The sequence below is a fragment of the Stenotrophomonas sp. YJH_SMC_133 genome (genome assembly GCF_059370655.1).
This window is the reverse complement of the sequence record NZ_JCAFTW010000002.1, coordinates 242618-265434: the sequence shown is the minus strand read 5'-3', so window position 1 is coordinate 265434 and position 22817 is coordinate 242618. Positions and strand designations below refer to the sequence as shown.

Annotated in this window: 22 protein-coding genes; 13 read left to right on the top strand and 9 right to left on the bottom strand. The window is 66.7% G+C overall.

Going from position 1 to position 22817, the window contains the following annotated elements:
- Positions 1 to 119 precede the first annotated feature (119 nt).
- Entirely contained in the window at positions 120 to 1313 is a 1194-nt protein-coding gene (locus AC5P78_RS03760; RefSeq protein WP_414498270.1) for a pyridoxal phosphate-dependent aminotransferase, read from the top strand.
- A 128-nt stretch (positions 1314 to 1441) separates the two neighbouring features.
- Here AC5P78_RS03760 and AC5P78_RS03755 read toward each other — a convergent pair whose 3' ends face one another.
- Complete coding sequence (locus tag AC5P78_RS03755; protein ID WP_414498271.1) at positions 1442 to 3538, bottom strand: prolyl oligopeptidase family serine peptidase; 2097 nt, start codon at positions 3536 to 3538, stop codon at positions 1442 to 1444.
- A gap of 69 nt (positions 3539 to 3607) precedes the next feature.
- Positions 3608 to 3934 (bottom strand): hypothetical protein, encoded by a 327-nt coding sequence (locus AC5P78_RS03750; RefSeq protein ID WP_024957062.1) that lies wholly within the window; start codon positions 3932 to 3934, stop codon positions 3608 to 3610.
- A gap of 128 nt (positions 3935 to 4062) precedes the next feature.
- On the opposite strand from AC5P78_RS03750, the gene AC5P78_RS03745 reads away from it, so the two are divergent.
- Positions 4063 to 4665, top strand: coding sequence for a lipocalin family protein (locus AC5P78_RS03745; protein ID WP_005411103.1), 603 nt, complete (start codon positions 4063 to 4065; stop codon positions 4663 to 4665).
- 70 nt (positions 4666 to 4735) lie between these two features.
- Here the strand turns inward: AC5P78_RS03745 and AC5P78_RS03740 are convergent, their stop codons facing one another.
- From AC5P78_RS03740 to AC5P78_RS03730, 3 genes are all read right to left on the bottom strand, one after another.
- Positions 4736 to 5425 (bottom strand): methionine ABC transporter permease, encoded by a 690-nt coding sequence (locus tag AC5P78_RS03740; protein ID WP_005411104.1) that lies wholly within the window; start codon positions 5423 to 5425, stop codon positions 4736 to 4738.
- Positions 5422 to 6429, bottom strand: a complete 1008-nt coding sequence (locus AC5P78_RS03735) for a methionine ABC transporter ATP-binding protein (RefSeq protein ID WP_005411105.1) — start codon at positions 6427 to 6429, stop codon at positions 5422 to 5424. Before AC5P78_RS03735 ends, AC5P78_RS03740 begins: the two co-directional genes overlap by 4 nt.
- Before the next feature lie 201 nt (positions 6430 to 6630).
- The gene (locus tag AC5P78_RS03730) at positions 6631 to 7527 is read right to left on the bottom strand and encodes a DMT family transporter (RefSeq protein ID WP_005411106.1); all 897 of its coding nucleotides are present in this window, start codon (positions 7525 to 7527) and stop codon (positions 6631 to 6633) included.
- Between the two features lie 126 nt (positions 7528 to 7653).
- On the opposite strand from AC5P78_RS03730, the gene AC5P78_RS03725 reads away from it, so the two are divergent.
- From AC5P78_RS03725 to AC5P78_RS03715, 3 genes are all read left to right on the top strand, one after another.
- Complete coding sequence (locus tag AC5P78_RS03725) at positions 7654 to 8136, top strand: YajQ family cyclic di-GMP-binding protein (RefSeq protein ID WP_005411107.1); 483 nt, start codon at positions 7654 to 7656, stop codon at positions 8134 to 8136.
- A gap of 101 nt (positions 8137 to 8237) precedes the next feature.
- Positions 8238 to 8804, top strand: coding sequence for a DUF1415 domain-containing protein (locus AC5P78_RS03720; RefSeq protein ID WP_005414530.1), 567 nt, complete (start codon positions 8238 to 8240; stop codon positions 8802 to 8804).
- Positions 8801 to 9604 (top strand): SDR family oxidoreductase, encoded by an 804-nt coding sequence (locus tag AC5P78_RS03715; RefSeq protein WP_060380788.1) that lies wholly within the window; start codon positions 8801 to 8803, stop codon positions 9602 to 9604. The genes AC5P78_RS03720 and AC5P78_RS03715 overlap by 4 nt, the downstream gene beginning before the upstream one ends.
- 103 nt (positions 9605 to 9707) lie before the next feature.
- Here AC5P78_RS03715 and AC5P78_RS03710 read toward each other — a convergent pair whose 3' ends face one another.
- Positions 9708 to 11738 (bottom strand): M3 family metallopeptidase, encoded by a 2031-nt coding sequence (locus tag AC5P78_RS03710; RefSeq protein WP_262247932.1) that lies wholly within the window; start codon positions 11736 to 11738, stop codon positions 9708 to 9710.
- Positions 11739 to 11908: 170 nt separating this feature from the next.
- Here AC5P78_RS03710 and AC5P78_RS03705 point away from each other — a divergent pair, with 170 nt between their 5' ends.
- Positions 11909 to 12313: a hypothetical protein gene (locus AC5P78_RS03705; protein WP_044570892.1), complete on the top strand. Its 405-nt coding sequence runs from the start codon at positions 11909 to 11911 to the stop codon at positions 12311 to 12313.
- Positions 12314 to 12451: 138 nt separating this feature from the next.
- Here the strand turns inward: AC5P78_RS03705 and AC5P78_RS03700 are convergent, their stop codons facing one another.
- Positions 12452 to 13564, bottom strand: a complete 1113-nt coding sequence (locus tag AC5P78_RS03700; protein WP_005411112.1) for a PLP-dependent cysteine synthase family protein — start codon at positions 13562 to 13564, stop codon at positions 12452 to 12454.
- A 125-nt stretch (positions 13565 to 13689) separates the two neighbouring features.
- On the opposite strand from AC5P78_RS03700, the gene gloA reads away from it, so the two are divergent.
- Positions 13690 to 14208 (top strand): lactoylglutathione lyase, encoded by a 519-nt coding sequence (gloA, locus tag AC5P78_RS03695; RefSeq protein WP_005414533.1) that lies wholly within the window; start codon positions 13690 to 13692, stop codon positions 14206 to 14208.
- A 94-nt stretch (positions 14209 to 14302) separates the two neighbouring features.
- Complete coding sequence (locus AC5P78_RS03690) at positions 14303 to 14731, top strand: VOC family protein (protein WP_005414534.1); 429 nt, start codon at positions 14303 to 14305, stop codon at positions 14729 to 14731.
- Between the two features lie 67 nt (positions 14732 to 14798).
- On the opposite strand, the gene AC5P78_RS03685 is transcribed toward AC5P78_RS03690, so the two are convergent.
- Complete coding sequence (locus AC5P78_RS03685) at positions 14799 to 15230, bottom strand: CBS domain-containing protein (protein WP_005411115.1); 432 nt, start codon at positions 15228 to 15230, stop codon at positions 14799 to 14801.
- A 446-nt stretch (positions 15231 to 15676) separates the two neighbouring features.
- Positions 15677 to 17515, bottom strand: coding sequence for a glutamine--fructose-6-phosphate transaminase (isomerizing) (gene glmS, locus AC5P78_RS03680; protein ID WP_005414535.1), 1839 nt, complete (start codon positions 17513 to 17515; stop codon positions 15677 to 15679).
- A gap of 203 nt (positions 17516 to 17718) precedes the next feature.
- On the opposite strand from glmS, the gene AC5P78_RS03675 reads away from it, so the two are divergent.
- From AC5P78_RS03675 to AC5P78_RS03655, 5 genes are read left to right on the top strand one after another with little or no spacing between them, the layout of a single operon-like run.
- Positions 17719 to 18996 carry an efflux RND transporter periplasmic adaptor subunit gene (locus tag AC5P78_RS03675; RefSeq protein WP_005414536.1) on the top strand — a complete coding sequence of 426 codons (1278 nt, stop codon included), beginning with the start codon at positions 17719 to 17721 and terminating at the stop codon, positions 18994 to 18996.
- Positions 18997 to 19031: 35 nt separating this feature from the next.
- Positions 19032 to 19757 (top strand): ABC transporter ATP-binding protein, encoded by a 726-nt coding sequence (locus tag AC5P78_RS03670; protein WP_005411118.1) that lies wholly within the window; start codon positions 19032 to 19034, stop codon positions 19755 to 19757.
- A gap of 10 nt (positions 19758 to 19767) precedes the next feature.
- Complete coding sequence (locus AC5P78_RS03665) at positions 19768 to 21066, top strand: ABC transporter permease (protein ID WP_043035642.1); 1299 nt, start codon at positions 19768 to 19770, stop codon at positions 21064 to 21066.
- A gap of 20 nt (positions 21067 to 21086) precedes the next feature.
- Positions 21087 to 22304, top strand: coding sequence for an ABC transporter permease (locus tag AC5P78_RS03660; RefSeq protein WP_414498272.1), 1218 nt, complete (start codon positions 21087 to 21089; stop codon positions 22302 to 22304).
- 16 nt (positions 22305 to 22320) lie between these two features.
- Positions 22321 to 22698 carry a PDZ domain-containing protein gene (locus tag AC5P78_RS03655; protein WP_024957071.1) on the top strand — a complete coding sequence of 126 codons (378 nt, stop codon included), beginning with the start codon at positions 22321 to 22323 and terminating at the stop codon, positions 22696 to 22698.
- The last annotated feature ends 119 nt before the right edge of the window (positions 22699 to 22817 follow it).

Here is a 22817-nt window from a genome sequence, read left to right as displayed (position 1 = left end):
CCTGTCGGTAGTGCCGGCCGCTGGCCGGCACCCTCACGGCCTGCGGGTGGGTCGGTTGCCGGCCAGCGGTCGGCACTGCCAGAGCGCGTGACCCCGGTGCGCGGCGTACCATGGGCTGCATGAGTACCCTGCCCCATACGCCGGGCTACAGCCGGCGCAGCCATGAAATCGCTCCGTTCCACGTGATGTCCCTGCTGGCCCGCGCGCAGGCGCTGGAACAGGCCGGCCACGACGTGATCCACCTGGAAATCGGCGAACCGGACTTCACCACCGCCGAACCGATCGTGCGTGCCGGCCAGGCCGCATTGGCCGCCGGCCATACCCGCTACACCGCCGCACGTGGCCTGCCCGCCCTGCGCCAGGCGATCAGCGGCTTCTACCGCAGCCACTACGGGCTGGACATCGACCCCGAACGCATCCTGGTCACCCCCGGCGGCTCCGGTGCGCTGCTGCTGGCCAGCAGCCTGCTGGTCGATCCCGGCCGCCACTGGCTGCTGGCCGACCCGGGTTATCCGTGCAACCGCCACTTCCTGCGCCTCGTTGAAGGCGGCGCACAGCTGGTGCCGGTCGGCCCGGACACTGCCTACCAGCTCACACCGTCGCTGGTGGAACAGCATTGGAATGCCGACAGCGTCGGCGCGCTGGTTGCCTCACCGGCCAACCCGACCGGCACCGTGCTCTCCGCCGACGAACTGGCCGCCCTGTCGAAGACCCTGCACGCGCGCGGTGGTCACCTGGTGGTGGACGAGATCTACCACGGCCTCACCTATGGCCTGGATGCACCCAGCGTGCTGCAGGTGGATGACAGCGCATTCGTGCTGAACAGCTTCTCCAAATACTTCGGCATGACCGGTTGGCGGCTGGGCTGGCTGGTGGCACCGCCAGCAGCCGTGCCGGACCTGGAGAAACTCGCGCAGAACCTGTACATCAGCGCGTCGAGCATCGCCCAGCATGCCGCGCTCGCCTGCTTCAGCGCGGAGTCGATGGCGATCTTCGAGCAGCGTCGCGAAGCGTTCCGCCAGCGCCGCGACTTCCTGCTGCCCGCGCTGCGCGAGCTGGGCTTCCGCATCGAAGTCGAGCCGCAGGGTGCGTTCTACCTGTACGCCGATGTCAGCGCATTCACCGATGACGCACAGGCGTTCTGCACCCATTTCCTGGAAACCGAGCACGTGGCATTCACGCCCGGGCTGGATTTCGGCTTCCATCGCGCCAACCAGCACGTGCGCCTGGCCTATACCCAGGAAGTGCCGCGGTTGCAGGAGGCGGTGGCACGGATCGCGCGTGGGTTGCAGCGTTGGCAGGGATCACGTTGACGGTAGTGCCGGCCGCTGGCCGGCAACCCGGGAATGCGTGAATGATGCGGTTGCCGGCCAGCGGCCGGCACTACCGGATAAAGAAAAACGCCGCCCCGGGGGCGGCGTTTTCCGTTCTGCCTGTCTGCTTACTTACCGCCCAACCGCTCCCACAGGAAGCTGTAGGCCAGCGCCGACATGTGTGCGGCCTGCGCATTGTTGGCTGCACCGCCGTGGCCACCTTCGATGTTCTCGTAGTAGGTCACGTCCTTGCCGGCGTCGATCATCTTCGCCGCCATCTTGCGGGCGTGGCCCGGGTGCACGCGGTCATCGCGGGTGGAGGTGGTGAACAGCACCGGCGGGTACTTCTTCTTCGCGTCGAACAGGTGGTACGGCGAGAAGGTCTTGATGAACGCCCAGTCGCTGGTATCCGGGTTGCCGTACTCGGCCATCCACGAGGCACCGGCCAGCAGGTGGCTGTAGCGCTTCATGTCCAGCAGCGGCACCTGCACCACCACCGCACCGAACAGTTCCGGGTACTGGGTCAGCATGTTGCCGGTCAGCAGGCCACCGTTGCTGCCGCCCTGCACGCCCAGGTGACTGGCGCTGGTGATCTTGCGCTTGACCAGATCGCGTGCCACCGCGGCCATGTCTTCATAGGCCTTGTGGCGGTTCTGCTTCAGCGCCGCCTGGTGCCAGCGCGGGCCGTATTCGCCGCCGCCACGGATGTTGGCAACCACGTACACGCCGCCCTTCTCCAGCCAAGCGCGGCCCATGCCACCGGAGTAGCCCGGGGTCAGCGAGATCTCGAAACCACCGTAACCGTACAGCAGGGTCGGGTTGGAACCGTCCAGCTTCATCGCCTTGTCGTGCACCACGAAGTACGGCACGCGGGTGCCGTCCTTGCTGATGGCGAAGTGCTGCTCGATCACCTTGCCCTTGGCATCGAAGAAGGCCGGCATGGTCTTCAGCGTTTCCGGAGCCTGCCCGATCTCGGCCAGCGCCAGGGTGGTCGGGGTCAGGTAGTCGGTGGCGGTCAGCCATACCGCGTCGCTGTCGTTGCTGTCGACAGCAGCCACGCCCAGCGTGCCGAAGGCCGGCGCGCCGACGAAACGGCTGGTCTGCCAGCCATTGGCGCCCGGCGTCAGCACCGACAGGCGGTTCTTGACGTCATCCAGCACGTTCAGCACCAGGTGACTCTTGGTCCAGGTGGCGCTGGCCAGCGAGGTGGTCGCGGTCGGGGTGAACAGCACGTCGAACTCACGCTTGCCGGCCAGGAAGTCATCCAGCCTGGTCGCCAGCAGCGAACCGGACGCATAGGTCTTGCCACCCACGGTCCACGGATCACGCAGCTCCAGGGTCAGCCACTGCTTGTGCAGGCCCTTCTCGGCCGAGTTCGGCGCATCGATCTTGGTCAGCGTGCCATCGTCGCCACGCAGGTAGATCTCGTTGTTGTAGAACGCCAGCGTGCGGCTGACCAGGTTGCGCTCGAAGCCCGGGGTGTCATCGTGCATCGCCGCGATGTACATGTCTTCCGGCTTGCCTTCATACACCACGCTGGCGGAGGCCATCGGCGTACCACGCTTCCACAGCTTGGCCACGCGCGGGTAGCCGGAGGTGGTCATCGAGCCGGCACCGAAGTCGGTGTAGACGAATACGGTGTCGCGATCGATCCAGTTCAGGCCGCCCTTCGACTCCGGACGGAAGAAGCCGTCCTTGATCCAGGTCTTGTTGGCCAGGTCGAACTCGCGGGTCACGTCGGCGTCGGCACCACCGCGCGACAGCGCGATCAGGCAGCGGCTGTAATCCGGGCGCAGGCAGTCGGCGCCGTGCCAGACCCAGTTCTCGCCCTCGGCCTTGTTCAGGGCATCGAGGTCAAGCACGGTTTCCCACTGCGGCGAGGCCTTGCGGTACTCGGCCAGCGTGGTGCGGCGCCACAGGCCACGCTCGTGCTGCTGGTCCTTCCAGAAGTTGTAATAGTAGTCACCGATCTTCTGCACGGCGGGAATCTTGGCATCGGAGTCGAGCACCTCGCGGATGCTGGTCTCCATCTGCTTGAAGGCCGGGGTCTGCGCCAGGCGCGCCTCGGACTTGGCGTTCTGTTCCTTGACCCAGGACAGCGGCTTGTCGCCGGTGACGTCCTCCAGCCAGGCGTAGCGATCGGTGTCTTCAGCAGCCACGGCGGTCCCCACCGAGGCAGCGGTCATCATGCCAGCCAGCAGGCAGGCGGAAGCGAGTCGAGACATTGCAGCTCCAGGCAGTCATAAGCCGTGGAACGCTAGCATGGATCGCTGCAGCCGCCCCCGTGTCGAAGGTCAGGCCGTGGCCGTAGCGCGGCGGCGACGGCGGGGCGTCCCGGCGGTGCGACGATGTGCCTGTCCACCGGTGCGACGGGCCAGCCGCAGCCACGACAGGCGCGGCACAGGGAAGCGCAGCAGCGCCCACCAGGCCACCAGCGGCATGCCCACCAGCCACATCGGCAGCCAGCCCAGCCAGGCGTTGCTGCCGCGCGCGGCTGGCCAGACCAGTACCAGCGCCAGGCCGGCCAGGGCCACCTGCTGCACGCTGCGCAGCAGGCGCGGATCGGCGCGTTCAATGATGACGCGTTCAGTTGCAGGGCGGCGGACGGAACGTGCGTTCATGGGGCTTCTCCGGTGGACAATGCAACACAGCTTGGGCAAGGCCCTTCTCACAGGTTGCGACACCATTGACGGATCGCGCACGCTCAGTCGACCATGCTCAGGCAAAGCCCTTCTGAGCCCGCTCCCGCATGACTTCGATCCGCCCGCTCTGCGCCATGCTGTTGGCCCTGTCCCTGGCGGGCCCCGCCGTGGCCGCCAGTGAGCCGCCATCGCCCCGCGCCAGCACCCCGCGCGCGACCGACCCGGATGCGCCGATCGACCTGAAGCGCTTCATGGGCACTTGGTACGTGATCGGCCGCGTGCCGAACTTCATCGAACGTGGCCATGTGGCCAGCGTCAACGACTACGAACTGCGCGACGAGCACAAGGTCGGCATCACCTACCGCTACCGTGATGGCTTCGGCGAACCGCTGCAGGAAGTGCGTGCCCGCGCCAGCGTCGACCCGGACAGCGGCAACCACGGCTGGCGCACCTGGTTCTACCGCGTCGTGCCTACCCATTCGCGGGTGCTGGAAGTGGCACCGGATTACTCGTGGGCACTGATCGGTTACCCGGGCCGCGAGATGGCCTGGATCTTCTCGCGTACGCCGGACATGGACAAAGCCCTGTACAAGGAGCTGGCCGAACGCCTGCGTGACGAGTACGGGGTGAACACCGACAAGCTCAAGCGCGTGCCGCAGCACCCGGAGCAGGTCGGGAAGCTGGGTTACGAAGTACCGAACGTGCGTTGACCGCACGTGGGATTGCCGGCCAGCGGCCGGCACTACCCGAACGAGATGCCGGGCGCCGCCCGGCATTCTGTTATCTGCGGCTGTAATGCGCGACCAGGCGGTCGCCAAGCATCTGCAGCAGCTGCACCAGGATCAGCAGCAGGACCACGGTGACCAGCGCCACGTCGGTGTGCGAGCGCTGGTAGCCGTCGCGGAAGGCCAGGTCGCCAAGGCCACCGGAGCCGATCGCACCGCCCATCGCGGTGAAGCCGATCAGCGCGACGGTGGTGACCGTTGCGCCAGCGATCAGGCCCGGGCGCGCTTCCGGCAGCAGCACGCGGGTGACCAGCTGCCAGGTGGTGGCTCCCATCGCCTGGGTCGCTTCGATCACGCCACGGTCCACTTCGCGCAGTGCGGTCTCGACCAGGCGCGCGTAGAACGGCGCGGCACCGATGACCAGCGGCACGATCGCACCGCGTACACCCAGCGACGTCCCCATCAGGAACAGGGTGACCGGGATCAGCACGATCATCAGGATGATGAAGGGCACTGAACGCAGCAGGTTCACCACCAGCGCCAGCACGCCGTACGCAAATGGCCGGCGCTTCATCTGCGGTGCGCCGAACAGGTACAGCAGCACGCCCAGCGGCAGGCCGATGGCCAGGGTCAGCGGCAGCGAACCGAGCAGCATCAGCAGGGTGTCGATGGTGGCCTGGCCGATGTCGGCCCACTTGCCCGCGTCCAGGTGGCGGAAGAATCCGCCGGCAGTAGCGATGATCATCGACGCAGCTCCTCAACATGCACGCCGGCGGCCACGAACGCGGCCTGCGCGGCGGACTGGTCGCCGCCCACCAGGGCGACCACCAGCTGGCCATACGGGGTGTCCTTGATCCGGTCGATGCGGCCGGACAGGATGTTGTAGTCGACCCCGGTCTCGCGCGCGACGCGGCCGAGCAGGGGTTCGTAGGTGTCGCCACCGAGGAAGGTCAGGCGCACGATGCGGCCACCGACGGCATCGAAATCGCGGTGCAGCGTGCCCTCGTCCACATGCTCCGATTCGCTGACGAAACGGCGCGTGGTCGGGTGCTGCGGGTGCAGGAACACCCGGGTGACCGGACCGGTTTCGACCATCTGGCCGGCATCGAGCACCGCAACGCGGTCGCAGACACGGCGGATCACGTCCATCTCGTGGGTGATCAGCACGATGGTCAGGCCCAGCTCGCGATTGATCTTCGACAGCAGCGACAGCACCGAAGCGGTGGTCTGCGGGTCGAGCGCACTGGTGGCCTCGTCGCACAGCAGGATCTGCGGACGGGTCGCCAGCGCGCGGGCGATGCCGACGCGCTGTTTCTGGCCACCGGACAGCTGCGCCGGATACTTCTGCGCATGCGCTTCGAGGCCCACAGTCTGCAGCAGCTCGGCCACGCGCGCGTCGATCTCCGTCTTCGGCGTGCCGGCCAGTTCCAGTGGGAAGGCGACATTGCCGGCCACCGTGCGCGAGGACAGCAGGTTGAAGTGCTGGAAGATCATGCCGATGCGCCGGCGCAGCGCGCGCAGGCCGTCCGCGTCCAGCGCGGTGACATCCTCACCGCCGATCAGCAGCCGGCCACCACTGGGTTCTTCCAGGCGGTTGATCATGCGGATAAGTGTCGACTTGCCGGCGCCGGAATGGCCGATGATGCCGAACACCTCACCGGCCTCGATGGTCAGGTCCAACGGTTGCAGCGCGCTGACTTCGCGGCCGGCAACGGCATAGGATTTGTGCAGGCGCTGGAACTCGATCACGGGCGTGGCTCACCGGCTGGGTGACGGAAGGGGGCGTGCAGCCTACCAGCGCAGGCGGTCGCGCGCCCGCGCCATGGCCCAGAATGTTATTCCTTTTGGTTCTAAGAAACTGTCCCCGGTAGTGCCGGCCGCTGGCCGGCACCTGCAGCGGTCCCTCCGGCGCAAGGGGTTGCCGGCCAGCGGCCGGCACTACCCCCGGGCTCAGGGATGATCCAGCGGCTTCGGCGGTTCCTGCCGGTTTACCCGCTCGCGATGCAGCAGGTACAGCCCCGAGGCGACGATGATCGCCGCTCCCACCCAGGTATAGCCGTCCGGCAGCTGGCCCCAGAAGGCCAGATCCCAGCCGATCACCCAGACCAGGCCGCTGTACTCCAGCGGCGCGATCATCGAGGCCTCGCCCAGCTGGAAGGCCTTGGTCAGGGCAATCTGGCCCAGCGCCCCGGCCAGGCCCATGCCGGCAATCAAAGGCGCGTGTGCCAGCTGCAGCGGTACCCAGCCGGGAATGGCGAGCAGGCCGGCGCCGATGGCCATGATCACCAGGAACCAGACCACCATCGACTGCGAGGTATCGGTGCGGGTCAGCAGGCTGACCGTGATCGCCGCCACGGCATAGGCCGTTGCCGCCGCCAGCACCATCAGGCCGGGCACCGAAATGAAGCCATCCACGCCCGGCCGCAGCACCACCAGCACGCCCACCAGGCCAATGCCGATGGCGACCCAGCGCCGCGGCCCGACCCGCTCGCCCAGCAACGGCACCGACAGCGCGGCGATCAGCAGCGGGGCAACGAAGTAGATGGTGTAGGCGGTGGACAGCGGCAGGTCGCGCAGGGCGAACACGAAGCAGCCGATCATCGCCATGCCCAACGCGCCACGCAGCAGGTGCAGGCCCCAGCGCCGCGGCACCAGCGAACGTGGGCCGGCACTGACCAGCACCCACACCAGCACGAACGGCAACGAGGCCGCACCACGCAGGAAAGTCACTTCCAGGGTCGGATAGCTGGCCGACAGCTGCTTCATGCCAGCGTCCATCAGCGAGAAACAGGCGACCGCAGCGACCATCCAGGCCACCGCACGCGAAGGGGAGCGTTGCACGTTCATGGCCCATTATCGCCGACCGCACCGGATTGTAGGGCGGCCGCCGAGCATGGGCCGGGCTCCACAGAAAGCGGGCACGCGGGCCGGCACGATAGAATGATCGCCACTGAAACCTGCGGAGCATCGCCCATGCCTTCCTTCGACGTCGTGTCCGAAGTCGACACCCACGAGCTGACCAACGCCATCGACCAGGCCAACCGCGAACTGGCCACCCGCTTCGACTTCAAGGGCGTGGACGCAAAGTTCGAGCGCGACGGCGATGTCATCAATCAGTTCGCGCCGACCGAATTCCAGCTCAAGCAGATGAACGACATCCTGCGTGCTCGCCTGGCCGCGCGCGGCATCGACGTGCTCAGCCTGGAGTTCGGCGACATCGAGACCAACCTGGCCCAGGCCCGGCAGAAGATCACCGTCAAGCAGGGCATCGAGCAGAAGATCGCCAAGAAGATCGCGGCGGCCCTGAAGGACGCCAAGCTGAAGGTGGAAAGCCAGATCAACGGCGACAAGCTGCGCGTGCAGGGCAAGAAGCGCGATGACCTGCAGGACGCCATCGCCGTGCTCAAGGCCGGCAAGTTCGAGCTGCCGCTGCAGTTCAACAATTTCCGCGACTGAGCCACCTGCCGGGCATCGCCCGGCGCTGCCACCGACAGGTACGACGGCGCGTTGCCAGCGACGCGCCTACAATGTCGGCCCCGCCAGCCGACGTGCCCGCCATGACCGATTCCGACCTGTCCACCGATGACCCGATCGCCGCCACCCGCCTGTGGCTGGAGCGCATCGTCATCGGCCTGAACCTGTGCCCGTTCGCCAAGGCGGTATACGTGAAGGACCAGGTCCGCATCGTGCTCAGCGATGCGACCACGACAGAAGCGCTGGTTGAACAGCTGGCCGAGGAGCTGGTGCTGCTGCGCGACACGCCGGCCGAGCAGATCGACACGACGCTGATCGTGCATCCGCAGGTGCTGACCGATTTCCTCGACTACAACGACTTCCTCGACAACGCCGATGCGGCGATCGAGGCACTGGACCTGCAGGGGATCCTGCAGGTGGCCAGCTTCCATCCGGATTACCAGTTCGAGGGCGTGGCCGCCGACGACGCCAGCAACTACACCAACCGCGCGCCCTTCCCCACCCTGCACCTGCTGCGCGAAGACAGCGTGGCGCGCGCGGTGGATGTGTATCCGGACCCGGACGTGATCGTCGAGCGCAACATCCAGACCCTGGACCGCATCGGCGTGGACGGCTGGCGTCGTCGCCTGCGCGGCGAAGACCTGACGTGAGCACGGTGCCGCCGATTGCCGCATGGCCGGCCGCGCCACTGTCGGGCAAGGTGGTGCTGGTCACCGGCGGCGCCAACGGCATCGGTCGCGGTATTGCCCAGGCCGTGCTCGGTGCCGGCGGACGCGTGCTGATCGGCGACCTCGACAGGGAGGCCGGCCAGGCCTGCCTGGACGAATGGCAGCGCGGTGAGGATGCCGCGTTCCAGCGTTTGGACATCACCAACGAAGCCAGCGTGCGCGACTTCATCGCCGAGGCGCTGCAGCGTTTCGGCCACATCGACGGGCTGGTCAACAATGCCGGCATCGCCGGGCCGCACGGCACGCGGCTGCAGGACATGGACTGGCACGAATGGCAACGCCGGCTGTCGTCGCTGCATGGCGCCTTCCTGTGCAGCAAGCACGCGCTGCCGGCGCTGACGGACAGTGCTGCGGGCGCGATCATCAACATCGCCTCCACCCGCGCCTGGCAATCCGAAGCGCACAGCGAGGCCTATGCGGCAGCCAAGGGTGGCCTGGTGGCCTTCACCCATGCGCTGGCGATCAGCGCCGGCCCGGCGGTGCGGGTGAACAGCATCAGCCCCGGCTGGGTCGGTACCACTGCGTGGCAGGCACCCTCACGGCGCCATGAACCAGAGTACTCGGCCATCGACCACGCACAGCATCCGGTCGGCCGGGTCGGCCGCCCTGAAGATATCGGTGCACTGGCGGTGTACCTGCTGTCGTCGCTGTCCGGTTTCAGCACCGGCCAGGACTTCATCGTCGACGGCGGCATGACCCGGAAGATGATCTACGCCGAATGACCGGTCTTCGGTAGTGCCGGCCGCTGGCCGGCATTCCGGTAGATCCACGCCATGCGTGGATGGCGGTGAAGTGCCAACCAGGGTTGGCACCCACCACAACGGTTTACGCCATGCCCGAGTGGCGCAGCAGCGCGTCGATCTGCGGCGCGCGCCCACGGAAGGCCTTGAAGTTCTCCGCCGCCGGACGGCTGCCACCACGCGACAGGATCTCATCGCGGAAGCGCGCGCCGGTTTCTGCCAGCGCCTGCGGTGCTTCCTCGAACGCCGCATAGGCGTCGGCACTGAGCACTTCGGCCCACTTGTAGCTGTAGTAGCCGGCGGCGTAACCGCCCGCGAAGATGTGGCTGAACTGGTGCGGGAAGCGATTCCAGGCCGGCGGATGGTTCACCGCCACCTCCGCACGCACGCGATCGAGCAGCGCCAGCACGCTGTCCTGCGCCGGTTCGAACTGGCTGTGCAACAGCATGTCGAACAGGCCGAACTCAAGCTGGCGCACCGTGGCCATGCCGCTGTGGAAGTTGCGCGCGGCCAGCATGCGCTCGTACAGCGCGCGCGGCAGCGGTTCGCCCGTGTCCACGTGCGCGGTCATGGCCTGCAGGTGCTCCCACTCCCAGCAGAAGTTCTCCATGAACTGGCTGGGCAGTTCCACTGCATCCCATTCCACGCCATTGATGCCGGCCACGCCCAGCTCACCGATGCGGGTCAGCAGCTGGTGCAGGCCATGGCCCATCTCATGGAACAGCGTGGTCACTTCGTTGTGGCTGAAGGTGGCCGGCTTGCCATTGGCACCGCAGCCGAAGTTGCACACCAGGTAGACCAGCGGCGTCTGCACGCTGCCGTCCGCGCGCACGCGACGGTTACGGCAATCGTCCATCCACGCGCCGCCACGCTTGCCCTCGCGCGCATACAGGTCCAGATAGAACTGGCCGACCAGCGCGCCCTGTGCATCGACCAGACGGAAGAAGCGCACGTCGTCATGCCACACCGGTGCGCTGTCCTCCTGCACGCGCAGGCCGTACAGCTGCTCGATCACCGAGAACAGGCCGCCCAGCACCTTCGGTTCGGTGAAGTACTGCTTCACTTCCTGTTCGGAATAGCTGTAACGGGCCTGCTTCAGGCGGTCGGCGGCGAACGCCAGGTCCCAGGCCTGCAGGCTGTCGATGCCCAGCTGCTCGCGTGCGAACTGCTCCAGGTCGGCCCGGTCCCTGGCCGCGAACGGCTTGGCGCGCGCGGCCAGGTCACGCAGGAAACCCAGCACTTCGGCCGGGTCCTGCGCCATCTTGGTCGCTACCGAATAATCGCCATACGAATCGAAGCCGAGCAGCGCGGCCAGTTCAGCGCGCAGGGCGAGGATCCGATCGATGTTGCCGCTGTTGTCCAGGGACTCATCGCCGAATTCGGACGCACGCTGTGCGCTGGCGCGGTACAGGATCTCGCGCAGGTCGCGGTCCTCACCCCAGGTCTGCACCGGCAGGTAGCACGGCATCTGCAGGGTCAGTTTCCAGCCGGCCTTGCCGTCCTTCTGTGCTGCGGCATGTGCGGCGGCCTTCACGTCTTCCGGCAGGCCCTTCAGCCGCGCTTCGTCCTCGATGATCAGCGACCAGGCATCGGTAGCGTCGAGCACGTTCTGCGAGAACTTCGCCGACAGCGCCGACAGTTCTTCCTTGATCGCCGCGAAGCGCTGCTGCGCCTCCGGCGCCAGCTCGGCACCACCGAGGCGGAAATCGCGCAGGGTGTTGTCCAGCACCTTGCGCTGGGCCGCGTCGAATCGCGCCGCCTCGGCACTGGCGGCCAGCGTCTGGTACTGCCGGTACAACGCCAGGTTCTGGCCCAGCGCGCTGGCGAAGCGGGTCACCCGCGGCAGGTTGCTGTTGTAGGCCTCACGCAGTTCCGGGGTGTTGACCACGCCCTGCAGGTGGCCGACCAGACCCCAGGCGCGCCATAGGCGCTCGGTGGCGTCATCCAGCGGGGCAACGAAGGTCTGCCAGGTGACCGGCTGCACCTGCTCGGCGGCGCTGACGGCGGCTTCGGCCTCGGCCAGCAGCACGTCCAGCGCCGGCGCCACCTGCTCGGGGCGGATGGCCTCGAAGCGCGGCAGGCCGGAAAAATCGAGCAGGGGGTTGGCAACGGTCACGGCAGATCTCCAGGGTACGGGCCCGGCAGGCGGGCAGCATGCAGGATATGGCGCTGGCAGGCGGGGCTGACAAGGGGGCACGGCCCGGCATTCACGTCGGCCTTACGGTCGCGCACCGAAGCTCTGGCTGCGGGGGAGTCCGCAGCGGTACGCACCGAACGAGGCCCTACATGGAAGGTCTGGCTGCAGTTGCATCCGCCTCACCGGCCCGGTCACTGGCATTGTCCGCCAGCCCGGCCGAACTGACCTGGATCGCCGCATTGTGCGATGCCGGCGACGATGCCCAGCGTCACCTGCATCAACTGCAGGCAGTGCTGCAGCAGGGCGGCACGTTCAACGACGCCCAGGAGTGGTACCCGTTCGAGGTGATCGAACGCGGCGCCAGCCAACTGCGGCTGGGCCATGAGCGCGAGTTCGTGATCTGCGTGCTGCTGTGGCTGCAGGCGCTGGCCCAGGGCCGAGCGAGCATCCTGGACCCGAGCCTGCATCTGGATGATCGCGCGATGGACATCGAGGCCTTGCCCGATGCACTGCGCGACGCGGTGCTGGACGCGTTCACTGCAGCGGGATATTGAGCCGCCCCGGCGACCGGGTAGAGTCGACTGTTAGTCGACTTTCGCGCGCAGCGCGGGATTTTCGTGACCTGAACCCGGAGCAGTCGACTAACAGTCGACTCTACCCAGCCGACGCACAGCCGGCCGTGCGTTGCCGCGTTACAACGCTTCCAGGCTGCACCACGGCAATTCGGGCAGTCCCTGCCCGGCCACCGCCGCCGCCAGTTGCGCATCGGCGCCGTCGACATCGATGCCCTGGCGCGCATACCACGACGGGTCGTAGTAGCTCTGTGCGTAGCGCTCGCCGCTGTCGCACAGGATGCTGACGATGCTGCCCTGATGGCCCGCCTCGCGCATCCACTGCGCCGCCTGCAGCACACCGATGAAGTTGGTGCCGGTGGAGCCACCGACACGGCGGCCCAGCTGGCGGCTGACATGGCGCATCGCGGCCAGGCTCAGCGCATCGGGCACCTTCACCATCGCATCGACACTGGTCGGGATGAAGCTCGCCTCTACCCGCGGCCGGCCGATGCCTTCCACGCGCGAGCCACCGCTGCAGGTCAGGCCGCGCCAGTCCTGCTCACCGGCCACGGCGGCTTTGTAGCCATCGAAGAACACCGACACTTCCGGGTCCGCACAGAGGATGCGGGTGTCATGCCGGCGATAGCTGACATAGCGCCCCAGCGTCGCTGCGGTACCGCCGGTACCGGGGCTGCACACGATCCATTCCGGAACCGGGCTGGGCTCCTCGGCCATCTGCTTGAAGATGGACTCGGCGATGTTGTTGTTGGCACGCCAGTCGGTGGCGCGCTCGGCATAGGTGAACTGGTCCATGAAGTGGCCACCGGTTTCACGGGCCAGCTTTTCCGAATCACAGTTGAGGTCGCAGGCACGTTCGACCAGGTGGCAACGGCCGCCGTGGAACTCGATCGCGGCGATCTTTTCAGGCGAGGTGGAGGCCGGGATCACCGCAATGAACGGCAGGCCGAGCAGCCGCGCGAAATAGGCTTCGGACACGGCGGTCGAGCCGCTGGAGGCCTCGATCACCGGACGCCCTTCACGCAACCAGCCATTGGCCAGCGCATACAGGAACAGCGAGCGCGCCAGCCGGTGCTTCAGGCTGCCGGTGGGATGGCTCGACTCATCCTTCAGGTACAGGTCGATGCCCTCGAACCCTGGCAGCGCCAGCGGGATCAGGTGGGTATCGGCGGAACGGTTGAAATCAGCTTCGATCTTGCGGATGGCGGCAGCCACCCATTCACGCTGCGACATGGCGGGCAATCGTTGTCAGGACGGAACGGTGCGATCCGGCCATTGTACGTCGCAGTGCCGTCAGGTGCTGGCCGGTAGAATGGCGCCATCCGGCCGGCAACGGCCCTGTCTGAAGGACCTCCCCCATGACCATTCCCGCCCTGCGCGATGTTCCCGGCGTCGCCGCCCAGGCCCCGGCCGAAACCACCGGCTTCGTGTTCAACCACACCATGCTGCGCGTGAAGGACATTGCCGCTTCGCTGGACTTCTACACCCGCGTGCTCGGCTACCAGCTGATCGACAAGCGCGACTTCCCCGAGGCCCAGTTCAGCCTGTACTTCCTGGCCTACGTGCCCGCTGGCGTCACGGTGCCGGAAGATGACAACGCCCGCCGCCTGTGGATGGCCGGGCTGCCGGGCGTGCTGGAACTGACCCACAACCACGGCACCGAAACCCAGGACGGCGCGGTCTACCACGACGGCAACAGCGACCCGCGCGGCTTCGGCCACATCTGCGTGTCGGTGCCGGACATCGAGGCTGCCTGCCAGCGCTTCGAGGATCTGGGCGTGACCTTCCAGAAACGCCTGACCGACGGCCGCATGAAGAACCTGGCTTTCATCAAGGACCCGGACGGCTACTGGGTCGAGATCATCGCCAACGTCTGACCCGAAAAGGGGACGGAGGGGATTAAGTCGTTTCTGGCATTATTGGGCTGGAAGCGACTTAATCCCCTCCGTCCCCTTTTTCTGCGAGGTTGGTATGGAAACGATGGAACTGCACCGTGGCCGCCTGATCGACCACATCCAGCTGGTAGTGCGCGACCTGGCGGCCAGCCGCCGCTTCTACCAGGCGGTGTTCGATACGATCGGCATCCCGATCGCCGGTGAAGGCGATGACTACTTCTGGGCCGATGAGCTGTTCATTTCCAGCGCCAGCAGCACGGCCGCCGCCGGCCAGCTGACCGGCCGCCACCATCTGGCCTTCCAGGCCCGCGACAGCGCCACCGTCGATGCCTTCCATACCGCCGCGATCGCCGCCGGCGGCACCGACAACGGCGCGCCCGGTGAACGCCCTTACCACCCGGGCTACTACGGTGCGTTCGTGCTCGACCCGGATGGCAACAACATCGAAGTGGTCTACCACGGCCCAGCCAACTACAGCGCCGACTCGGTGAAGGTCACTTTCTGATTTCACCGATGCCGTGAACGAAGAAGCCGGGCAATGCCCGGCTTCTCTGCTTCCAGCGCTGCAGCCCTCAGTGGGCGGCCATGTAGATGTCCTGCAGCACGGCCTTTTCCAGCTCCAGCTCGCCCAGCAGGTTCTTCACGATGTCGCCCAGGCTGAGGATGCCGACCAGACGAGTGCCTTCGGTGACCATCAGATGACGGCGCCGCGAGTACGTCATCAACGACATGGCCTGCTTCAGGGTGGCCTCCGGGGCGATGCCCTCCAGGCCGGTGGACGGCAGGCTGGAAATCACCCGGCGGCCGGCCTGCGGGCCGTCGTCGGCCAGGGTACGCACGATGTCCTTCTCGGAAATGATGCCGACCGGGGCATCGTCCTTCATCACCACCAGTGCAGCGATCCTGTTCGCGCTCATCTTGTGGGCGGCGGCACCGATGGTGTCTTCGGCATCGATGGTGATGACAGCTTCTTTCTTGGATTGCAGGAGTTCGCGGACGTTCATTCTTGTTTCCTGGTGCAGGTCACTGAAGTCAAAAAGTGTGCTCTTCCGATACGCCCCCTCCCCGGGAACAGACCTTTCAGCGCACGTCTGGCGCACCCGGCTGCCACTTGGAACGGATCGGCAGACGACGTGCTGCAACGCGAACGAGGTGGGCTCAACCGCTCAACCCGGACCTCGGTCAAATCGATTCTACGACTGCGACCATCGGTCACTACCGGCATCGATGGGACAGTTCGTCGTGGGAACCAACCGACGATCCAGAGAATGGCACCGCGGCTGAAACCGCCGCTGAATACACGCGATGCCACGCGTTAAAGATTGATTGCCTGCTGCCGACGGTGGACAGAACACCCTGTGACTGTCCCACTTGCCGCTGCCACCGGCACAAACGAAAGGGGGCCCACACGGCCCCCTTCGCTTGCAACCTCCAACCGAGCTGACGGGTGTTACTCCACCGTCACGCTCTTGGCCAGGTTGCGCGGCTTGTCCACGTCGGTGCCGCGCGCCAGCGCGGTGTGGTAGGCCAGCAACTGCACCGGAATGGTGTGCACGATCGGGCTGAGCACGCCGGCATGACGCGGCGTACGGATCACGTGCACGCCTTCGGACTCGTTGAAGTTGCTGTCCTGGTCGGCGAACACGAACAGTTCACCGCCACGCGCGCGCACTTCCTGCATGTTCGACTTCACCTTCTCCAGCAGGCTGTCGTTCGGCGCGATCACCACCACCGGCATGTCCTCGTCCACCAGCGCCAGCGGGCCATGCTTCAGCTCGCCTGCCGGGTAGGCCTCGGCGTGGATGTAGGAGATTTCCTTGAGCTTGAGCGCGCCTTCCAGCGCGATCGGGTAATGCAGGCCACGGCCCAGGAACAGCGCGCTGCTCTTGCGTGCGAAACGCTCGGCCCAGGCAGCGATCTGCGGCTCCATGTTCAATGCGTGCTGCACGCTGCCCGGCAGGAAGCGCAGCTGCTCGAGGTAGTCCGCTTCCTGCGCCGCGTCGATGCGGCCGTGCAGCTTGCCCAGCACCACGGTCAGCTGGAACAGTGCCGCCAGCTGGGTGGTGAAGGCCTTGGTCGAGGCCACGCCGATCTCGGCACCGGCACGGGTGTAGCACACCAGTTCGCTGGCGCGCGGAATCGCACTTTCCGGCACGTTGCAGATCGACAGCGTGTGCTTGTGGCCGAGCGACTTGGCGTACTTCAGCGCTTCCATCGTATCCAGCGTTTCGCCGGACTGGGAGATGGTGACGATCAGATGCTTCGGGTTCGCGTAGGCCGCGCGATAGCGGTACTCGCTGGCGATCTCCACGCTGCACGGAAGGCCGGCGATGGCTTCGATCCAGTAGCGCGCGGTCAGGCCGGCGTAGTAGCTGGTGCCGCAGGCGATGATCTGCACACCCTCGATGCCCGACAGCACCGCTTCGGCGTTCTTGCCGAACAGCCCGGCCGGGAAACCACCGGCGTCGATCGCCGCCTCGATGGTGTCGCCCAGCGCGCGCGGCTGCTCGTGGATCTCCTTCTGCATGAAGTGGCGGTACGGGCCCAGCTCCAGCGATGCCAGCGACACATCGGACAGATGCACGTCGCGCTCGATCGGCCGGTCGTGCTCGTCGAAGATGCGCACGCCATCGCGACGGATCTCGGCGGTATCGCCCTCTTCCAGGAAAATGACCTTGCGGGTGGCCGAGATCACCGCCGAGACGTCGGAGGCAACGAAGTTCTCGCCCTCGCCCAGGCCGATCAGCAGCGGGCAGCCCATGCGCGCGCAGACGAAGCGCTCCGGCTCGGCGCGGCTGACCACGGCCAGCGCGTAGGCGCCGGTCAGTTCCTTCACCGTGTGCTGCAGCGCCACCAGCAGGTCGTCGCCATCCTTCAGGTGGTGGTGGATCAGGTGTGCGATGACTTCGGTATCGGTCTGCGACTCGAAGGTGTAGCCCAGCGCGCGCAACTTCTCGCGCTGCTCTTCGTGGTTCTCGATGATACCGTTGTGCACCAGCGCCACGCCCTGGCTGATGTGCGGATGCGCATTGGCCTCGGTGACACCACCGTGGGTGGCCCAGCGGGTATGGCCGATGCCCAGCACCGCGTTGAAGCCCTCGGCCTCGGCCGCCGTGGCCATTTCCGACACTCGGCCGGTACGACGCACGCGACGCACCTCCGACCGCTCGGCATGGTCGATCACCGCGATACCCGAGGAATCGTAACCACGGTACTCAAGGCGCTTCAGACCCTCGATCAGCACCGGCACTACGTCGCGATCAGCGATCGCACCCACGATTCCACACATGTCACGCGTTTCCTTGAAGACGATTGTCGCATTCTAGCCTGCGTGCCCGGCTTCCCCCTCCTGTCCGCTTAATGAAAGTGTCCGGAAAGGTGTCCGCGGACACCCGGACACTTCACATCACACCCCAACTCATTGACCCATAAGGAATTAAAGTTGGCACGCTACGTGCTTGGTACTGGCTACCACCGTCAGGCACGCACCCGATGATCCGCGACACTTCCGCCCAGGACCAGATCGTTTCCTCCGCTCCGGCCAGCGCTCCGCGCGCCAACTGGCTCCGTTACCGTTGGCCGGCGCTGGGCACGATCGCCCTGCTCGCCGGCATCGGCTGGGCCGTGCACGCCTGGTCCAACGCCAGCCGCTCCTTCGACAGCAGCCGCGTGCGCATCGCCGAAGTGAAGCGGGGCGACCTGGTCCGTGACATCGCCGCCGACGGCCGCGTGATCGCCGCCAACAGCCCGGTTCTGTATGCCATCTCTGCGGGCACCGTGGACCTGAAGGTGGTCGCCGGTGACGTGGTGAAGAAGGGGCAGGAGCTGGCGGTCATCGACAGCCCCGAACTGCGCAGCAAGCTGGCCCAGGAACAGGCCACCCTGGCCGGCCTGGAGGCCGAGGCCAGCCGTGCCGCGCTGGACGCCACCCTGGCCCGCGCCAAGTCGCGCAAGGAAACCGACCAGGCCACCATCGAACGGCAGGCCGCCGACCGCGACCTGCAGCGCTACCAGCGCGGCTACGACGGCGGGGCGGTGCCGCAGATCGACCTGGCCAAGGCCAAGGACTCGCTGAAGAAGGCCGACATCACCCTGGCCAACGCCACCACCGATGCCCGCCTGCAGAGCCAGGGCGCGGATCTGGATGCCCGCAACAAGCGCCTGCTGGCCGATCGCCAGAAGGCGGTGGTGGCCGAAGTACAGCGCCAGGTCGATGCGCTGACGCTGCGTGCCCCGTTCGATGGCCAGGTCGGCCAGGTGCAGGCGGTGCAGTCCACCAACCTGGCCGCCAATGCCCCGGTGCTGGGCGTGGTCGACCTGTCCAAGTTCGAAGTCGAGATCAAGGTGCCGGAGAGCTTCGCCCGCGACCTGGCGATCGGCATGCCGGCACAGCTGACCGGTGGCAACGGCCAGCCGTTCCCGGGTGAGATCAGCGCGGTGTCGCCGGAAGTGGTCAACGGCGAGGTCAATGCCCGCGTGCGCTTTGCCAGCGCGCAGCCGGAAGGCCTGCGCCAGAGCCAGCGGATGTCGGTGCGCGTGCTGCTCGATACCCGCAGGAACGTGCTCAAGGTCGAGCGCGGCCCGTTCGTCGAACAGGGCAATGGCATGGCCTACGTGATGGATGGCCGCACCGCCGTGCGCCGTCCGGTGGAACTGGGCGTCAGCAGCCTGGGCGAAGTGGAAATCAAGTCGGGTGTGCAGCCGGGCGACCGCATCGTGGTCTCCGGCAGCGACCTGTTCAAGGACGCCGAACGCGTCTCCGTCAACTGATACCTGATACCTGAATCCTGGAGAGAGGACACCCCATGTACATGCTCGAAATGCGTTCGGTCGCCAAGGTCTTCCGCACCGAACAGGTGGAAACCCACGCACTGCGCTCGCTGGAACTGCAGGTCAAGGAAGGTGAGTTCGTCGCGGTCACCGGCCCGTCCGGCTCCGGCAAGACCACCTTCCTCAACATCGCCGGCCTGCTGGAAACCTTCACCAGCGGTACCTACATGCTGGACGGCCAGGACGTGAGCACGCTGGGCGACGACGCCCGCAGCCGCCTGCGCAACCAGAAGATCGGCTTCATCTTCCAGGGCTTCAACCTGATCCCCGACCTGAACCTGTTCGACAACGTCGACGTTCCGCTGCGCTATCGCAGGATGAGCGCCAACGAGCGCCGCGAACGCATCGAGAAGGCACTGACCCAGGTCGGCCTGGGCTCGCGCATGAAGCACTATCCGAATGAACTGTCGGGTGGCCAGCAGCAGCGCGCGGCCATCGCGCGTGCGCTGGCCGGCAGCCCGCGCCTGCTGCTGGCCGACGAACCGACCGGCAATCTGGATACGCAGATGGCCCGGGGCGTGATGGAGCTGCTGGAGGAGATCAACGCCGCCGGCACCACCATCGTGATGGTCACCCACGACCCGGAACTGGCCGCGCGTGCGCAGCGCAACGTGCACATCGTCGATGGCCAGGTGACCGACCTGGTGCGCGAGCCGGTGCTGGCCACGCCGTTGCGCCACATCGTCGCCGTCAACGAGTGAGGGCCCGACCATGTTCGCCTACTACGCCCGATTGGCGGCGCGCAGTTTCCGCCGCAACAAGGTCCTGACCGCGCTGATGGTGATCGCCATCGCGCTCGGCATCGGCGCCTCGATGACCACGTTGACCGTATTCCACGTGCTGTCCGGCGACCCGATTCCGGGCAAGAGTGACCGCCTGTTCTACGTGCAGCTCGATGCCGCGACCGGCGCCTATGTCGCCGGCGAGGAACCGGAAACCCAGCTGACCCGCTTCGACGGTGAAGCGCTGCTGCGCGAGGCCAAGGGCGAGCGCCAGGCGCTGATGAGCGGCGGCGGCGGCACCATCGAACCGGACAACAGCACGCTCAAGCCCTTCAGCATCGACACCCGCTGGACCTCGGCCGATTTCTTCCCGATGTTCGAGGTGCCCATGCAGTACGGCCGCCCCTGGACGCGCGAGGACGATGAAGGCCGCGCACGCGTGGTGGTCATCTCCAAGGCGCTCAACGACAAGCTGTACCAGGGCGCCAACAGCGTGGGCCGCGACCTGCGCATGGAAGGCCAGAGTTACCGCATCGTCGGCGTGATGAAGGAATGGAGCCCGGAGCCGCACTTCTACGACCTGACCACCGGCAGCTACGGCAAGAACGAAGACCTGCTGCTGCCGATCTCCACCTCGTTCGACCTGAAGCTCGGCAACAACGGCAACATGAACTGCTTCGGCGAAAACCCGGACGGCAACAGCTACTCGCTCAATGCACCGTGCGCGTGGCTGCAGTACTGGGTGGAAATGGACCCGGCCAAGGCCGGCGACTACCGCCGCTACCTGGAGAACTATTCGACCCAGCAGCGCGAGGCAGGCCGCTTCAAGCACCCACCGAACGTGCGCCTGCGCACCGTGATGGAATGGCTGGACTTCAATGGTGCCGTGCCCAGCGACGTGCGCCTGCAGCTGTGGCTGGCGCTGGGCTTCCTCGGTGTCTGCCTGGTCAACACGGTAGGCCTGCTGCTGGCCAAGTTCCTGCGCCGCAGTGGTGAGATCGGCGTGCGCCGTGCACTCGGCGCCAGCCGTGGCCAGATCTTCCTGCAGTGCCTGGTGGAAGCCGGCGCGGTGGGCGTGGTCGGTGGCGTGCTGGGTATCGGCCTTGCCCTGCTTGGCCTGTTCGCGGTGCGCCAGCAGCCGGTGGAATACGCAAAGCTGGCCCACCTGGACGGCAACATGCTGCTGCTCGCGCTGGGCCTGACCCTGTTCGCCAGCCTCGCCGCCGGATTCCTGCCCGCCTGGCGCGCGATGCAGGTCACCCCGGCCATCCAGCTCAAGTCGCAGTAAGCACCCGAACGAGGACTCCCATGGACATCCGCCCCATCCTCAGCACGCTGCGCCGGCACAAGACCGCTGCCGCCCTGATCGTGCTGGAAGTCGCACTGACCTGCGCCATCGTCTGCAACGCGCTGTTCCTGGTCAGCCAGCGCGTGGAGAAAATCAGCATGCCCAGCGGTATCGCCGAGAGAGAACTGGTGATGCTGCGCGTCAGCGGCATCGGCAAGCAGACCGACGCCATGTCCCGCACCCGCGAGGACCTGGCATCGCTGCGCGCGATTCCCGGCGTCAGCAACGTCACCATCATCAACCAGGTCCCCTTCCGCAACGGCTCCTCCAGCAGCAGCATCTCGCGGGTGATCGACCAGGAACGGCCGACCACCAACGCTTCGATGTACACCCTGTCCGAGAACGGGCTGGCCACGATGGGCATCAATCTGATCGCCGGCCGCGATTTCCTGCCCGACGAGTACCAGAACTTCGAAGACGTCAGCAAGGGTGGCGCCAAGGAAAAGGCCATCCCGGTCATCCTCACCCAGGCCACCGCCGCCAAGATGGAGCCCAACGGCAGCGCCCTGGGCAAGACCTACTACATGGGCAAGCAGTCGCTGCATGTGGTCGGCATCGTCGACACGCTCAGCACGCCCAATGGCTGGAATGACAACTGGACCAACTCGATGCTGCTGCCGATCCGGGTCAGCTTCGACAAGGGTGGCACGTACGTGTTGCGCACTTCGCCGGAACGCCGCCAGGAGGTGCTCGATGCCGGTGCCGCCGCGCTGGAGCGCAATGACCCCAACCGCCTGATGCGCGACAAGCTGACCTATGAAGACCAGCGCAAGGACTTCTTCAAGAACGACCGCGCGATGGTCGGCCTGCTGATCACCGTCAGCATCTCGCTGCTGGTGGTCACTGCGCTGGGCATCATCGGCCTGGCCAGCTTCTGGGTGCAGCAGCGCAGCAAGCAGATCGGCATCCGCCGTGCGCTGGGCGCCACCCGCGGGCAGATCCTGCGCTACTTCCAGACCGAGAACTTCCTGCTGGCCTCGCTGGGCATCGTGCTGGGCATGCTGGCGGCGTACGCGATCAACCTGGCCCTGATGAACCTGTACGAGCTGCCGCGCATGCCGCTGTACTACCTGCCGCTGGGTGCGCTGCTGCTGTGGATACTGGGCCAGATTGCGGTGTTCGGTCCGGCACGGCGTGCGGCGGCGGTACCGCCTGCGGTCGCCACGCGGGGCGCGTGAGATGCGTGCCTGCGCGATGTGCCTGATGCTGCTCCTGCCCCTGCCGGCGCTGGCCGGTGGTGGCAGCGCACAGACGCTGGAATGGCGCCGCGATGGAGCGCGGCTGTCGCTGCGCTCGACCGAAGGCCAGGTGCATGTGGAGGCCGCCAGCCCGGAAGTGCGCTTCGGCGTGCGCAGTGGCGATCGCATCCTCCGCGTGGACGACACGGCGGTGCGCCGGGTTGAACATCTGGCCGAGGCACTGCGCCATTCCCACGCGGCCAGCGCCTATCTGTTGCTGCGCCGCGACAAGCGCGAACTGACGGTGGCGGTCAACGCCGCTGCGTGGCGACAGGCATTGGAGGTCCCGCCACCACCCGCGCCACCACCTCCGCCAGCCCCACCCGGGCGCTGAGCATCATCCGCTCCTGCACGGCCACAGGTTTGGCTATGCTTGATGGGTGGCGTCGGGCTCTCCCGGTGCGTGGACACGAACGGCTCCATCGGCGCCGCCCATCCCTTTCTGCAGAACCG